Raw genomic sequence first — 14,711 nt, forward strand, 5'->3', positions numbered from 1 at the left:
AATAAATTGTGTAAAACACTTGACTGGAGGTAAGAAAAGTTAGAGGTTAATTGGGTGGTGTGAATATGCCAGTATACTCCTTTGATTATTTTGAATCTTATCTATGCCGAAATATCAACGTTTCTCACTTGGTGGGAAACGTTTTTTAATCACTTAATAAGAAGAGCAACAAATTATCTTCCACGAGTGAGGTTGTTGTTTAAACCACCGCGTTCCTTAGTGAATGCTATATTTCCAAATGCCTGATATGGATAGAGTGCAACCATTCGTTGCATGGATGGTTCTGTTTATTCGCTTTACATTTAGACTATTTTCTACAAAGATAGGTGTCAGGGAGGAGTGTTTATCATTGTACTTCAAAGAGCGTTTAAAAATTGAAAGAGAGTTAAAAGGTTGGTCTCAAAGTGAATTAGCAGACAAGCTTCATGTTTCGAGGCAATCTATATCTAAATGGGAAACCGGAAAAAGCTTTCCAAACATTGAGCTGATTATCCAATTAAGTGATTTGTTTGGTATAACGATTGATGATTTTTTAAGAAGTGATGAGAGGTTGGAGAATAAAATTATAGATGATAGTAAAAATTTAGCCTATCCAAATTTAAAAAAGTTATTTGAAGCATTATTGATTCTGGGTGGTTTCTTTATCATGATAAAATGGTTTGTGCTGGGAGTAAATACATATATGAATACCGATATTTATATACATGGTGTTCCCTCCAATGTGTCAAATTATCTGCCGCTTGGTATGGCAACTGTAGGCTGGATTGGCGGAAGTATATTAAGCAAAAAGTATAAATAACAAACAAAGGGCAAGAATCATCTCATCTTGCCCTTTTTACTAATCTTATTTGCAAATATAAAAGGATTCCGTGAGTTAATAACAAAAAAGCCTATATTTTACTCAAATATAGGCGATTTAAGGTGATCTGATCTACGTTTTGAATATAGATTTAGGTCTATATATTTCCCGTCATCTTTCTCATACTGTCTAAGGGTGCCTTCAAACGTAAATTGAAGTTTTTCTATAAGGGAAATGGAATTTAAGTTATCAGGATCTATTTTAGCTTCAATTCGATTAAGATTGATAGATTGAAATGCGAGCTGTAACAATTTACTAATGGCTTCTTTAGCGTAACCTTTCCCCCAAAATTCTTTTGCAAGTTCGTACCCAATTTCTGCTTTGTTGTTTTCTTGATCGATGGAATTAAAGCCACATGTTCCAATAATATGATTTGTAGATAATTCAATTATGGAATAACGTATAGCTTGGTTATCTTTATACAATTGATTCAAGAATTGAATCATTTCTACTGCCTGGTTTTCATCCGTAAAACTACTTATATTCATGAATTTAGTCACTTCTGGATCAGACCATATTCGAAATAGCATGGATGAATCATTAACTGAGATTTTCCTTAAAAGAAGTCTATTGGTCCGTAAAGTTGTAATCAATACTTATTCCTCCAATATAAAATGAATATGGGTTTTAAATATTGATATCCGTGCATGATTCAATCCCTTCTGTTTGTAAGCTAATTTGATTATACAAAGTTCTTGGATGATAGTAAAATATGAATGTAGCTAGAGCAATTTAATATGCCTTTTTTAATAATTCGACAAAGTTTTCTGCGGCGGCAGATAAGTGATGATTTTTAAGCCAAATTAATCCTATAGATCCTTTTACGTTTGCTTGATCGGAAATCTTATAGATGTGAATCGGGTATCCACTGTGTCGTTTCAACAAAGTTTCTGGAACGATGGAAGCAGCAAATTCAGATGAAATGAGGTCCATTAATAGCGTAATGTCTGAACACTCCCCAATTATATTTGGTTTTCGCTTTGTTTTTGAAAATGCCTCAAGAACTAAATAATGTACGCCCAACCCTTTTGTACTAGGCAGAACAAGCGGAAAATCATGAATCTCTTCAAGACTTACCTCATGGGTATGTTGAAAAGGTTTATGTTTGTTGGATGTAATAAAGTAAAATGGTTCTGTATGAAGATGGAGAACGGAAAAGTCATCCAAATCTAATGGTAATCGAATTATTGCTAGCTCAACGATTCGATCCTTTACTAATTGGCAAAGATGAGCCGATTCATTTTGTTGGATCTTATAAGTGACTTTCGGATATCTGCTTCTAAATTGATGTAGTATTTCCGGTAATTCGGCCACTGAAAATGTATTAATGCCAAGTGTTAATCTTCCATTTACGCCATGTCCGACTTCTTTTACATTCACTTTTGCTTCTTCCATTAGCTGTGTCACCTGCAAAGCATACGTATATAAAGCTTTACCAGACTCCGTTAATTCTAAATACCTTCCACTTCTTTCTATTAATTTGCAATCAAGTTCATCTTCCATTGCTTTTAAATGCTGACTTAAAGGTGGTTGAGAAATATGAAGCCTTTCTGCTGCTGCCGATATTTTTCTTTCTTCTACGATCGCGATGAAATAGCGTAATTGCCTTATATCCAAGATGACTCACTCCTTTAATATATGAAAAACTTTAGTAAAATTAAGTTTATTTATATTTTTGATATAAGAAATCTCATGATAGCATAGTTACATAGGAATGAAAAATCAAGAGAAAGGGGATCCACATGCAGCACAAACCATACTGGTTAATAAATGTTCGATTAGAGGTCGGTTACCAATATGATAATGATATCGTCACTGGAACAAATACCGAACAATTTCATATTCGTGTGGAAGATGGAAAGATTGCAGAGATGGTGTTGGCTGATGAACCTATAGAAGATCATCTCCCTAAGCAAGATGCAAAGGGTTGCTTGCTACTTCCGTCATTTCGAGACATGCATATTCATCTTGATAAAACCTTCTATAGTGGACCTTGGAAAGCACCAACGGTTCCAACACAAGGGATTTTTACAAGACTAGAGGAAGAAAAAGAATTGCTTCCAAAAATGCAGCCCTTTGCTGAAGACAGGGCAAAGAAACTTATCGATTTGCTCCTATCTGCAGGGACAACTAACATAAGAACACATTGTAATGTCGGTCCTATAGAAGGGATGAAGAACCTGGAGGCTACTGTACGAACAAAGGAAGCTTATAAAGAAAAGGCTAATCTAGAAATTGTTGCTTTCCCTCAACAGGGCTTGCTACGTAGCGGTTCTTATTCATATATAAGGGAGGCCTTACAAAACGGTGCTTCAATAATAGGTGGAGTTGATCCAGCTTCCATTGATGGGAATATTGAAAAATCCTTACAACAAACGATGGAATTAGCTGTTGAAAATAATAAAGGTATCGATCTTCATTTACATGAACCAGGTCATCTGGGGATATTTACGATGAAACGATTAATCGCTCTTACGGAAGAAGCAGGGTGGCAGGGGAGAGTTAATATCAGTCATGCTTATGCTTTGGCTGACATATCGTGCCAGGAAGCTGAAGAAATGGCAGTATTACTCGCTCACCATGGCATTTCTATTACATCAACGGTTCCTATGGGGAAAACCATTCCAATCCCATTATTGAAGGAAAAAGGAGTAAGCGTATCCCTAGGCGATGATAGTATTATTGACCATTGGTCCCCCTTCGGAAAAGGAGATAGCTTGGCAAAAGCAGGGAGGTTAGCTGAACGTTTTGGTTTAAGTGATGAACGATCTCTTGGACAAGCGTTAGGATATATTACAGGAGGGGTAACATCCTTAGATGAACAAGGGGAGTTCATGTGGCCCCAACCTGGTGATGCTGCTGATTATGTTCTAGTTGATGCCAGCTGTACTGCTGAAGCAGTGGCAAGGCGGTCGCCAAGGAATGCGGTCTTTTTCAAAGGAAAAATCGTAAGCGAAGATAAATAATTTTATATAGGGAGGATGTTTAGATGCATGCTGGTTTTTGGTTAACAAATGTTCGACTAGAGACAGAGTTTCGATTTAGTGCTGGAGATGTGATCGGAACGAAAACGGGCGTATTTCATTTATTTATAAAGGATGGAGAGATTAGCAAGGTATTATCGGCAGACGAGATGCTCACAGATGATGTCCCAAAGAAAGATGGAAAAGGATTTTTAGTATTACCATCTTTCATAGAAAAGCATTGTCATTTAGATAAAACGCTGCTGGGAGAAAACTGGCGTCCTGTCATTCCAACATCCAGTATTTTTGAACGATTTGAAATTGAGAAGCAGGTCCTACCCTCGTTGGAAACATCGACACAATCTCGGGCGGAAAAATTACTTGAAACATATATGCAGTCTGGTGTGACACATGTGCGAACACATGTAGATATTTATCCGGAAGTAGGTCTAAAGAATTTAGAAGCAGTGCAAAAGGCATTACAAGCATATGAAGGAAAGTTATCGTATGAATTGGTTGCCTTTCCTCAACATGGGCTATTACGATCAGAAGCCAAGCATTTAGTTAGGGAAGCTGTTCACAAGGGTGCAACGCTAATAGGTGGAGTTGATCCTGCCACAGTGGATGAGGACATAGAAACATCTTTACAAGAGATGGTGAAGATCGCGGCAGAAGAGAACGTAGGAATCGATCTTCATTTGCATGATCCAGACCATTTAGGAATATTTACAATGAAAAGATTAGCTGCGTTAACAAAGGAAGCTAATTTAGAAGGGAAGGTTGCGATTAGTCATGCCTTTGGACTTGGAGAAATACCTACTTCTCAAATAGAAGAAATGGCCGATCTATTAGCTGATGCGGGCATATCCATTATTACCAGTGTGCCTATTAACCGCAAATTCCCACCAGTTCAACTATTACATGAACATGGCGTAAAAGTTGCTGTTGGCTGTGATAATATTTTTGATGTTTGGTCCCCATTTGGTAATGGCGATATATTAGAGCGTGCAAGTCGATTAGCAGAAATTTCTAAATGGGTAGATGAACGGTCATTAGCTCAAACACTCTCCTTCATAACAGGAGGTGTGACCCCATTAAACAGGGAGGGTCAACAGGTTTGGCCAAAAGTAGGAGATGAAGCTAGTCTTGTTTTGGTAGACGCGTCCTGTTCAGCAGAAGCTATTGCGAGAAGAGCAAAACGAAAAGCTACAGTATTTAAAGGTGAATTTGTTTCGGGTTCATTTTAATAAGGGGTCGATAGAAGGATTTAGGTGGTCAGAAAACCGCATAAATTATTTTTAAGTAAATTCAATTAAAATAAATATCTTCTATTTCAAGACTATTGGGGTCTTTTAATTATGTATCAAGGTCATTTTTCAAAAAGGAAGATTCTTCCCTATCCGTAATTTCAAGTTTATCTTTAATTAGTTCGAGTTCCTTTAATATTACTTTCGTATTTAACCAAGCGGCTATGGATCCAAAAATCGTTATAATTAAAATGATAGTAATAAGAATTTCCAAGATTTCACGCTCCAATCATTTATTAATAATAACATAGTTCCGACTATGTAACAGTAAAACTATATATTTATTCTAATCATCCGATAAATAAATGAGAGCTGATTGTTTGAGTATAGATTTTAGTCCTTTAGAACCTGCATTAGATTATATATGGTGGGGCATATTTAAAATTCTTTTTATCCCTTTTATTTTCGCAATAATAAGTGGTTTGTTCCTAACTTTTGTAAGGGTCCCAAATAAGCTTATCAATCTTATATCGATATTAATTTTCTTGTTTTTATTTGTGAGGATGATCTTGACTTTGGAATGATTTTTAAAAAGAGAAGATAGATTTATTGTGATCTCGATGATGGATCGGGATCTTTTATATTGGCAGATAATCTAACCAGTTTGTTGTTAGGATATATACGACATGATAACTTGAAACAGCAATAGTCAGAAAAATGAATAAAAAAGAAGGGGTGGAAGAATGGATCAGATCATGGAGTTTATTGGACAGGTTAACGGTATACTGTCTACATATTTAACAATTCCTGTTTTATTAGGAGCAGGATTATTTTTTACAATCTTTTCGAAGTTTGTTCAGTTTAGGTATATGAAGGAAACATTTCGTGTTTTATTTGAAAAGACACCTGGTGAAAATGGGAAAGAGATTTCTGCTTTTAAATCTTTTTGCATTGGCTCTGCAACTCGAATAGGTACTGGTAATTTAGCAGGGGTGGCTGTGGCAATAACCATGGGTGGTCCTGGAGCAGTATTTTGGATGTGGATTGTTGCACTTGTTGGTGGTGCAACTGCCTTTTTTGAGTGTACGTTAGCTCAAGTGTATAAGATACGTGATGGTAAGGATGCCTTTAGGGGTGGGCCAGCTTACTATATCGAGAAGGGGCTTAAGCAACGGAGGGTAGGAATCGTTTTTGCTATCCTAATCGCTGTTACATTCGGTCTTATTTTTAATTCGGTTCAAAGTAATACAATTGCTGCAGCAATTAGTTCTACCTTTAATATACCAACATTCGCAGTGGGACTTGGCCTCGTTATTATTTCTGCACTTATTATATTTGGTGGCGTCCATCGCGTAGCTAATTTCTCTAGTGTCGTTGTCCCAATTATGGCAGGGATTTACTGTTTAATCGCTTTTGTAGTTGTGGCAATGAATATTACTGCACTACCTGATATTTTGGCTTTTATTATTTCTAATGCCTTTGGTTTTGAACAGGTTATTGGCGGTGGAATAGGCGCTGCGATTATGCAAGGAGTAAACCGTGGTTTATTTTCCAACGAGGCTGGCATGGGAAGTGCGCCAAATGCAGCAGCCTCTTCGCATGTGTCTCATCCAGTAAAACAAGGGTTTATTCAAGCGGCAGGGGTATTCCTTGATACCCTTGTTGTTTGTACCGCTACAGCGTTTATTATTTTAGTATCGGATCTTGCTGAGTTTGGAAGTGAAGCGGGAATAACGCTGCTTCAGGATTCCTTAACACAGCAAATTGGTAGCTGGGCAAGTATATTTGTAACATTAGCCATTTTTCTATTTGCATTTAGCTCGATTGCTGGAAGTTATTATTATGGAGAAAAGAATATTGAGTTTATTCGAGAAAATCCTACCGCTATTTTAGTCTATCGCGTAGCTACCTTAGGAATGGTAATGTTTGGTTCGATAGCAAGTCTTAGTCTGGTCTGGGCCCTTGCTGATGTGTTTATGGGATTAATGACAATGATTAATATGTATGCGGTAATACGATTAAGTAAAGTGGTCTACAAGGTTTTCGCAGATTATATGGAACAACGAAAAGCGAACGTTGAACCAGTATTTGAACCAAGGAAGCTTGGCATTGAAGAAGCAGTAACCTGGGAAAGACTCGATTTTGAAAATGTAAAACATAAGAAAGTGGTTTAGTTAAACAAGACCGTCGTGACGATCACGACGGTCTTGTTTTTAATGTGAGGAGATATTGCTTGCAACAAGGTTGTTCAATAAAAATCATGATTAATGTGATATATATGTTATTATGAACCAGAGAATTGTTACATAATTTGGTAATAAGTTCATGTTACTGCGAACCAAGAAGAAAAATGAATCAGATGAACATAGCTATTCTTGCTCCATGTTCAATTAACTATAACATGTGTAGATTTTATAACATCAAGTAGCGTTTGGAGATGGTAAAATGGTATTCGTTGTTGGATATGGAGTTGCATGTATAGCTGCTATGATAGCTTATCTTCTAAGCAGAGATAAGTCTAGAAATAGCAAATATAAGATTTGGGGCATCGCTTTGATGGTACCTATTTCCGAATCCTTGTCTTTTGCTATTGGGTTAACCTATGCGACCATTGTTAAAAATGGTTGGGCTGGATTGATCATGTGGTATATTTTTTCCATTATCTTTATCATAGGATTGATGATGCTTGCGGTTGGTATTCTCAAAAAAGAGAAAGCAGAAAACCTTTGATTCGGGGACAATATTTTAATATTATTATTTTAAATACTGATCAAGGATGTTCTGAAGAAGCATTGTCATCATGGGGAATTTTTTCCTCTGATTAATCCTTTGAGGAGTGTATGAATTTTAAAAGCCATACTACATCTATGTCGGGAGAGAAAACTTTTATCCTAGAATTTGCATGATAGTTATTTAAATTGCATTTTTGCTATGGGTTGGAAGTTTTTTCTTTAATTCATGGACTGGAAAAGCGGTTGATTTCGTTACTTCCTATTATATTTATTTGAGAGGAGAAGCATAGAATGTCTTTATTTATTGGATTCTTATTACCTATTTTTTTGGTAGCTATCTATGTCTTTTTTAAATTTTCCTGGAGTAAAGAATCGAAAGATGAAAGTGGTAAACAAATACTAATGAAGGCAGCTGAGAATGCGATCCCTATTTTCCCGACCGGTTGGTTATTGATGGAATATTATCATCGCTATATTCAAGAAATTTCATTGCAGCTATATAGAGATTATATGGGCATATTAGTTTGCATCACATTTATAGTAATCGGATTCAGTATCGTAGTTTTAAAGCAAAAAAGAAAACAGAATAACAGTACTGGATAACAAACACAGTCGTTGAGGGAGGTCATTAGTTATTTTTCTTATTATGTAGGGCTATCCTGCTGTTAAGGTTCTTAGGGAATACAATTGTTTCTTTCATAAATACTTGTAAGAAGAGTAAGAAAAAGAGTATTTATATTTTTTACTGATTGGCATAGCAATTTTCTTTTTAACTGGTTGGTCACAAAGAGTTAGAGATCAAAACGAATGATGGTTTAAAATCAAAAAAACAGAAAGGGTTTGGAGGGAATTGAAATAATAAATCTTAACTGTTAGCTACAAGAAAAGTAAAAAAGAGGTGCCTTAATGACAAATAGTAGAACAAATCCTAAGGTTGATGAGTATTTAAGTGAGGTTAAAAAATGGCAGGCAGAAACGGAAAAACTGAGAATGATCATTCTCAACTGTGGGCTAACCGAAGATCTGAAGTGGCGTAAACCATGTTATACGTTCCAGAATAGTAACATAGTTATAATACAAGGATTTAAAGACTATTGTGCGCTAATGTTTTTCAAAGGCAGCTTGTTACATGACGCCAAGGGAATTCTAATTAAACCCGGGGAGAATTCGCAGGCGCAACGTCAAATTCGATTTACAGATGTTCGAGAAATAGTTGAGCTGGAACCCGTTTTGAAATCCTATATTCATGAAGCCATTGAGATCGATAAAGCAGGTTTGCAAGTGAATTTTAAACAAAAGAAAGAATTAAAATTTCCTGAAGAACTTCAAAATAAATTCAAAGAATTCCCTGCCCTGAAAAATGCTTTTGAAGAATTGACACCTGGGAGGCAAAGAGCGTACATAATTTATTTCTCACAGGCCAAGCAATCCAAAACGCGAGCATCTAGGATTGAAAAATATATGCAGCAAATTCTCAATAGAAAGGGATTACATGATTAAGTGTGTCAGTGAAAGCATAAATAAATGAATCAGACTTTTCAATGGATCACTTCCTTTCTTTTTTATCATAATTTAATTATAGGGCAATTTACTGAACAATAAGTTACTTAACGAATAGTATGAATAAGGAATATTGCTAAATTAAAATTATTGGACCATTTAATAGATAATAAAAAATACAAAATGGGAGGTTTGAATATGACAGTTGAAAGTGAAAAAGAGGTTGAAGGATTAAAGAGAATCGGAAAAATCGTTGCAGCGACTATAAGGGAGATGAAACGCCAAACATGTGTCGGCATTGACGACTAAAGAATTAGATGATATTGGATTAAAAAGCCACGGAGCTGTATCTGCACCAAAGACAACTTTTCCTGGTAATACGTGCATAAGTATTAACCATGAAATTGCCCATGGAATTCCAGGGAATCGGAAAATTCAAGAAGGTGACTTAATTAATATTGATGTTTCCGCTGAACTTGGAGGTTATTTTGCTGATGCAGGACATTCTTTTCAACTGCCTCCGTACAAACCTACTTTAACGCATCTGACATACAATAATTATTACAAGGGATCAGCCCATCATTACTACTGTAGCCTAGTTTATTTTCTAACGGGTTCCATCATCGTATCGATAAAATTAAAGGAGGAAGATTAAAATCAGAGGTCTACAAGCTGGATATGGGTTAGACAGAGATGGTTACATTATAAGTGACGTCTCTCTAGACAAAATTGATAATGTCTACTTTCCATGCATTAAAGAGGCTGTTGAGAAACTAGGAAGGGTATTCCCCGATTTACTACATAGTGTCTATGTATATGGCAGCGTTGCAAGAGGCGAAGCTGTGGCGATTAAGTCAGATCTAGACCTTTTAGTTATATTCAATGGTGTGCTGCGAACGGAAGCGTCGATGGAATTAAAGAGCCTTTCTAAAGAGTTGTCTCTACGATATAATTATCTGGTTCGCGAAGTTGGCTTAGCTGTTGCAAACTATGATTACGTGATTAATCCGGAGAATTACTATGAACAAGCATTTTTAAAGGAAATCTGTGTTTGTGTCCACGGAGAAGATCTTCGCGAACGGTTCGGCCCTTACAAACTCACATCTGAAATAGCTGTAAGTTTTAATGGAGATATTCGCGATGTTTTTACTCGGACTATAAACCGGTTAGAAGTAGCTTCCAACAAGGAATTTAAAACACTTATACAAAACTTTGCTCGTAAGCTCATTCGAACATACTATTCTATGGTGATGGAACGATCTCAGATTTGGACGACACGCCTTCATGAGCAGTCTGAGGTTATTATCAATTACTTGCCACATAAGGAACCTATTATTCACACCTTGCAGAACTGGATAGAAGAGTCACCAACCAACCGAGAACCAGTACTAGAGTTATTTCAGAGCGAGGGCAGCTGGGTTACTGAAAACTTTGAATATGAAGCCCGTATTCCTTATTTATAAAATAAATTGATACTATTTCAAGTTGGAAGGGATAAATGATGAGATTGTTCTTTTTTTTTGCTTTTGCTATTTTCGTTTTAATAGGTTGTCAAGAAGAACAATCTAGTGAAAATGCAGAAGTTGAAGTAACTTTTTGTTGTTAATGAGGATCAGATTCCGTTGGGGGACGCAGCAATAAGTCTTGTGAGACCAAGCAAGGGGGAAAAGGAATGAATCTAGATCCTACCAATGAGGATGGAAAAACAACAGCAATTTTAATTGTTGGAGAAGATTGGAAGTAGCACAAAAGAGGTGCAAAACAAAGAGTTGATAGTTTCAAAGAGAGAAAATGACTTTACGTTAGTAGTAAAATAATAGTAAAACCTTTTCTATCTCAATGATCAGTGGGGATCATCTTTTTCGATAGTAGTAATAAAATCACTTGTTTATTCTGTTTTTAACAAAATAGATACTAGTCAATATTATTAGCGACAAAATCATTAAACCTATGGTTGGAGCAGCACTTATTTCCTCGTATGGATACGCAGCTTCTCGGATAGCCTTTTTAAATTTACCATTATTTTCTTGAATAGCTATAGCCTTATCTGTGCTAATACCCTCAATAGAATAGTATTTGGTACCTTTTTCATACACATTGGAAAAGTTCCCGGAGTATTGTTCCATATCAGAATACATAGTAACTTCCCCAATCTCTTTATGTATTTGAGTTATGTATTCATCGCTAACTACATAAATCGATCCATCCCACACGACAAATGGATAAGCCCATGATGTTGCGAAGGATGTTATAGTTGGAATCAAAAATGAAAACAATATAATACATGGAATTACATGTTTCCCCATCCTAATAAGCCCCCTTATATTAAAATAGACGTGTATGATTCTGTTACGTTTCACTAACATACTCGCTTTTTTATTGTAAAGACGAGGAAAAAACTAAAAAGCTAAAAGATTAGTTACGAAAGGGAGGGCAGGATACTATGTCTTTAAAAATAGTTATATCACACCACTAATCGTTGCAATAGCTGGTTATATCTCGTCCACAATGTTTCAATCTACCTTGGTTTTAGGTAACACTGTATGTAGGATTATCGTTATTATCAGGGCTAATTAGTAAACTAATTTGTTCTAAGAATAACTATGATGATAGATAAACGTAAAGATATCCTATGGCTTCTCCAGCATTTCTAGTGATTATCTATATCGCTATTTAATATAAAGCAACAATAAAATAGTCTATGATATAATAAGAAAAACATCATCATATGTGATTACAATAAAGCTAGAAGGATAGTAAAAGCCATGTTACGAAAATTGAAAGAAACCATTGAGCAAGGATTGCATGTATCGATGCAAACAAAGATACTTGGACTAATAATTTCCCTGCTTGTTTTCATCATTGCATTAATTTCTACGATATTTGGTATAATGGAGCTTCGGGAAGAAATTGAAAAAGCAGAAAATAGTGCGGAGCAGACGGCAAAAACATTATCCTATATGCCTGTGATACAAGACTATGCGACAGCAATAGAGAGGGATACCAAGCCGAAGCTCAAAGGAATTGCGGATCAAGTACGGGAAGAAATCAATGCGACGGGGATTATGATTGAAGATAGAAATGGGTTGATTTTTCATAATGTTTCTACTTCGATTGTTTCACAGCTTTCAAAGAGTGACGAGACCTATCAAGCAATTATGTTTGGAAGCGCTTATACGAAAATGCTAGGTGAAGGAGAAGAGGAACTACTCTTAGGGATTGCTCCTATTTATGTTGATTATGGATCCTATATAAAGGTGGAAGGTGCCATTTCCGTTATTTTTCAAATGAAAGAGATTAAAGCGGATATTATTACAGATATTCGCAATATCCTGATTATATCATTGATTGTGCTTGCTGGTGGTTGCTTTGGGGGAGTCATGCTAGCGAGAAGTATTAGAAAAGATACATTTGGATTGGAACCGGCTGAAATTGCTGCTTTATACAAAGAGCGAGGAGCAATTTTACAATCTGTAAAAGAAGGAATTCTAGCCATCGATTCAAATGATCAAATTACCATGTTAAATATGTCGGCAAAACAGATGTTAAGCATTGATCTTTATAAGAAAGGCATACCTTTGGATGCCGTATTTTCCTCTAATAATGTGATTGAATTGTTAACGTCTGCACATGAAAATCATGATGTAGAACTAGAATTTAATGGTAAGACGATTATTTTAAACTCACAGCCAATTATTGATGGGAACAAAAAAGTAGGGACAGTTGCTAGTTTTAGAGATAAAACGGAAATAAAAGATATGGTCAATACCCTTTCGGAAGTCAAACGTTATTCGGATGATTTACGTGCACAAACACATGAATTTTCCAATAAACTGTATGTTTTACTTGGATTAATTGAACTTGGCCGCTTGGATGAAGCGATTTCTTTTATTAAACAAGAAGTAGAGATTCAAGAGTTTAATACGGATATTATATTTAATCAGATTGAAGATGAAAAAATCCAAGCGATACTCCTAGGCAAGTTAGCAAAAGCCTCGGAATCAAGGGTGTCACTTACAATAGATACGAATTCTTCCTTATCACCGCTTCCTGAGTACTATGGATTACACCCATTATTAATTATTCTAAGCAACCTAATAGATAATGGATTCGAAGCGGTGTCACACGTAAATAATGGGGAAGTAACATTTTTTGTCACAGATATTGGGAAAGATATTATTTTTGAAGTTGCCGATAACGGTGGAGGAATAGATCAGGATAAATTACCAATGCTTTTTAAAAAAGGAGTATCTGAAAAAGGAAAACAGCGGGGATATGGTTTATCCAATGTCAAGGATGAGGTTGAACAGCTGGGAGGAACGATTGAGATCGAGACCTCTGTGGATAGTGGAACTGTTTTTACCGTTAGCTTACCGAAGAATCAGAAATGAATGAGGGGGATCATGGATGATTAATGTAGCCATTGCCGAAGACGACTTCCGAGTAGCACAAATTCATGAAGGATATTTAGAGAAAGAGCAAGATATGCAGATCGTGGGTAAGGCGATGAATGCAACAGAGACGATGGATCTATTAAAAGACAAAAGGATTGATCTAATCCTCCTGGATGTATATATGCCAGATCAATTAGGAACAGAACTTCTTCATCAGATTCGTTATCACCATCCAGGAGTGGATATTATCATTATTACGGCGGCTAGGGATAAGGCTTTCTTGGAGAAATCATTGGGTTATGGTGTGTTTCAATATTTAATCAAACCTGTTGATTTGCAATTATTCAGCAAAACGATGGAGCAATACAAGAAACAGAAGCAAGTATTAAATACGGCAGCGGAAGTGAATCAGGATATCTTAAATCAAGTATTTGGCAAACGTATTACGGATTCGAATGAAACGAATAATCTTCCACTAGGCATTGATGCACTAACTCTCGAAAAGGTAAAAACTTTAATTCATCAAACCTCCGAAGGGCTTACATCAGAGAAAGTTGGTGAAAAAATGGGAGCATCTCGTACGACCGCCCGAAGGTATTTGGAGTACTTAGTAGGAACAGGGGACTTAAAGGCAGAAAGTGTATATGGTATTGTGGGGAGACCTGAGCGAAGATATTATGCTATGAACGAATAAACAACTAAAATAGTTACCACAAAAGCCGATTGAAAATAGAATGAACTAAACGATCATACGATGTGCAGTCAACATATGTAGACTCCTGTGGGAACAGCATGAGCGCTGAAGATCCCAAAGGAAAGTGTTCTGATAAGGGCCGGCGAAACTCGTTCTTTGCGGACAACGTCGGCATACCCCTTGCCGGGGCAAAGAAGCCGAAGCCAGGAAGTATATGTCGAAGCCTTGATAGTACCTTTTGCAAATAAAAAATCCGAACGGTTTCGAGTGGAATCGTTCGGATTTTTATTAGAATAAGATACTTTTGTCTCAGTCTTTTTTT

General features: G+C 36.3%; 14 protein-coding genes and 1 pseudogene. 11 read left to right on the forward strand and 4 right to left on the reverse strand.

The genetic code is table 11. The annotated features are described in order from the left end of the window. Nucleotides 1–349 precede the first annotated feature (349 nt). Nucleotides 350–799 (forward strand): helix-turn-helix domain-containing protein, encoded by a 450-nt coding sequence (locus tag M948_RS44055; protein WP_021291964.1) that lies wholly within the window; start codon nucleotides 350–352, stop codon nucleotides 797–799. Nucleotides 800–897: 98 nt separating this feature from the next. Here M948_RS44055 and M948_RS38840 read toward each other — a convergent pair whose 3' ends face one another. Both M948_RS38840 and M948_RS38845 read right to left on the reverse strand, forming a co-directional pair. Then, the gene (locus M948_RS38840) at nucleotides 898–1,452 is read right to left on the reverse strand and encodes a GNAT family N-acetyltransferase (protein ID WP_021291965.1); all 555 of its coding nucleotides are present in this window, start codon (nucleotides 1,450–1,452) and stop codon (nucleotides 898–900) included. A 139-nt stretch (nucleotides 1,453–1,591) separates the two neighbouring features. Continuing rightward, nucleotides 1,592–2,476 (reverse strand): LysR family transcriptional regulator, encoded by an 885-nt coding sequence (locus M948_RS38845; RefSeq protein ID WP_021291966.1) that lies wholly within the window; start codon nucleotides 2,474–2,476, stop codon nucleotides 1,592–1,594. 125 nt (nucleotides 2,477–2,601) lie between these two features. On the opposite strand from M948_RS38845, the gene M948_RS38850 reads away from it, so the two are divergent. Together M948_RS38850 and M948_RS38855 are read left to right on the forward strand one after the other, a co-directional pair. Beyond that, the gene (locus M948_RS38850) at nucleotides 2,602–3,825 is read left to right on the forward strand and encodes an amidohydrolase (protein ID WP_021291967.1); all 1,224 of its coding nucleotides are present in this window, start codon (nucleotides 2,602–2,604) and stop codon (nucleotides 3,823–3,825) included. Between the two features lie 23 nt (nucleotides 3,826–3,848). Beyond that, the gene (locus M948_RS38855) at nucleotides 3,849–5,069 is read left to right on the forward strand and encodes an amidohydrolase (RefSeq protein ID WP_021291968.1); all 1,221 of its coding nucleotides are present in this window, start codon (nucleotides 3,849–3,851) and stop codon (nucleotides 5,067–5,069) included. A 109-nt stretch (nucleotides 5,070–5,178) separates the two neighbouring features. Here M948_RS38855 and M948_RS43280 read toward each other — a convergent pair whose 3' ends face one another. Beyond that, complete coding sequence (locus M948_RS43280; RefSeq protein ID WP_021291969.1) at nucleotides 5,179–5,343, reverse strand: hypothetical protein; 165 nt, start codon at nucleotides 5,341–5,343, stop codon at nucleotides 5,179–5,181. Between the two features lie 469 nt (nucleotides 5,344–5,812). Between M948_RS43280 and M948_RS38860 the strand changes: the two genes are divergently transcribed. The 6 genes and pseudogenes from M948_RS38860 (at nucleotide 5,813) to M948_RS0122200 (ending at nucleotide 10,764) form a co-directional block, all read left to right on the forward strand. Further along, nucleotides 5,813–7,243 carry an alanine/glycine:cation symporter family protein gene (locus tag M948_RS38860; protein ID WP_021291970.1) on the forward strand — a complete coding sequence of 477 codons (1,431 nt, stop codon included), beginning with the start codon at nucleotides 5,813–5,815 and terminating at the stop codon, nucleotides 7,241–7,243. A 271-nt stretch (nucleotides 7,244–7,514) separates the two neighbouring features. Then, nucleotides 7,515–7,799: a hypothetical protein gene (locus tag M948_RS38865; protein ID WP_021291971.1), complete on the forward strand. Its 285-nt coding sequence runs from the start codon at nucleotides 7,515–7,517 to the stop codon at nucleotides 7,797–7,799. A gap of 293 nt (nucleotides 7,800–8,092) precedes the next feature. Then, nucleotides 8,093–8,404, forward strand: a complete 312-nt coding sequence (locus M948_RS38870; RefSeq protein ID WP_021291972.1) for a hypothetical protein — start codon at nucleotides 8,093–8,095, stop codon at nucleotides 8,402–8,404. Between the two features lie 303 nt (nucleotides 8,405–8,707). After that, nucleotides 8,708–9,301, forward strand: a complete 594-nt coding sequence (locus tag M948_RS38875; protein ID WP_021291973.1) for a YdeI/OmpD-associated family protein — start codon at nucleotides 8,708–8,710, stop codon at nucleotides 9,299–9,301. A 198-nt stretch (nucleotides 9,302–9,499) separates the two neighbouring features. Further along, a pseudogene (locus M948_RS38880) lies at nucleotides 9,500–9,818 on the forward strand (M24 family metallopeptidase); the annotation flags it as partial. A 235-nt stretch (nucleotides 9,819–10,053) separates the two neighbouring features. Next, a complete protein-coding gene (locus M948_RS0122200) occupies nucleotides 10,054–10,764 on the forward strand; it encodes a nucleotidyltransferase domain-containing protein (protein WP_231378709.1) in 711 nt (236 codons plus the stop codon). A 417-nt stretch (nucleotides 10,765–11,181) separates the two neighbouring features. On the opposite strand, the gene M948_RS38885 is transcribed toward M948_RS0122200, so the two are convergent. Further along, nucleotides 11,182–11,607 (reverse strand): hypothetical protein, encoded by a 426-nt coding sequence (locus M948_RS38885; RefSeq protein ID WP_021291977.1) that lies wholly within the window; start codon nucleotides 11,605–11,607, stop codon nucleotides 11,182–11,184. Nucleotides 11,608–12,066: 459 nt separating this feature from the next. Here M948_RS38885 and M948_RS38890 point away from each other — a divergent pair, with 459 nt between their 5' ends. After that, nucleotides 12,067–13,692 carry a sensor histidine kinase gene (locus M948_RS38890; protein WP_021291978.1) on the forward strand — a complete coding sequence of 542 codons (1,626 nt, stop codon included), beginning with the start codon at nucleotides 12,067–12,069 and terminating at the stop codon, nucleotides 13,690–13,692. Between the two features lie 16 nt (nucleotides 13,693–13,708). Next, a complete protein-coding gene (locus M948_RS38895; protein ID WP_021291979.1) occupies nucleotides 13,709–14,389 on the forward strand; it encodes a response regulator in 681 nt (226 codons plus the stop codon). The last annotated feature ends 322 nt before the right edge of the window (nucleotides 14,390–14,711 follow it).

The organism is Virgibacillus sp. CM-4 (assembly GCF_000445495.1).
Lineage (GTDB): Bacteria > Bacillota > Bacilli > Bacillales > Amphibacillaceae > Virgibacillus > Virgibacillus salexigens.

What these genes read in the sequence shown, in the direction of transcription:
- M948_RS38850 (WP_021291967.1), top strand. Translation starts at nt 2,602, where the DNA reads ATGCAGCACAAACCATACTGGTTAATAAATGTTCGATTAGAGGTCGGT.
- M948_RS38855 (WP_021291968.1), top strand. Translation starts at nt 3,849, where the DNA reads ATGCATGCTGGTTTTTGGTTAACAAATGTTCGACTAGAGACAGAGTTT.
- M948_RS38860 (WP_021291970.1), top strand. Translation starts at nt 5,813, where the DNA reads ATGGATCAGATCATGGAGTTTATTGGACAGGTTAACGGTATACTGTCT.
- M948_RS38865 (WP_021291971.1), top strand. Translation starts at nt 7,515, where the DNA reads ATGGTATTCGTTGTTGGATATGGAGTTGCATGTATAGCTGCTATGATA.
- M948_RS38870 (WP_021291972.1), top strand. Translation starts at nt 8,093, where the DNA reads ATGTCTTTATTTATTGGATTCTTATTACCTATTTTTTTGGTAGCTATC.
- M948_RS38875 (WP_021291973.1), top strand. Translation starts at nt 8,708, where the DNA reads ATGACAAATAGTAGAACAAATCCTAAGGTTGATGAGTATTTAAGTGAG.
- M948_RS38885 (WP_021291977.1), bottom strand. Translation starts at nt 11,607, where the DNA reads ATGGGGAAACATGTAATTCCATGTATTATATTGTTTTCATTTTTGATT.
- M948_RS38890 (WP_021291978.1), top strand. Translation starts at nt 12,067, where the DNA reads ATGTTACGAAAATTGAAAGAAACCATTGAGCAAGGATTGCATGTATCG.
- M948_RS38895 (WP_021291979.1), top strand. Translation starts at nt 13,709, where the DNA reads ATGATTAATGTAGCCATTGCCGAAGACGACTTCCGAGTAGCACAAATT.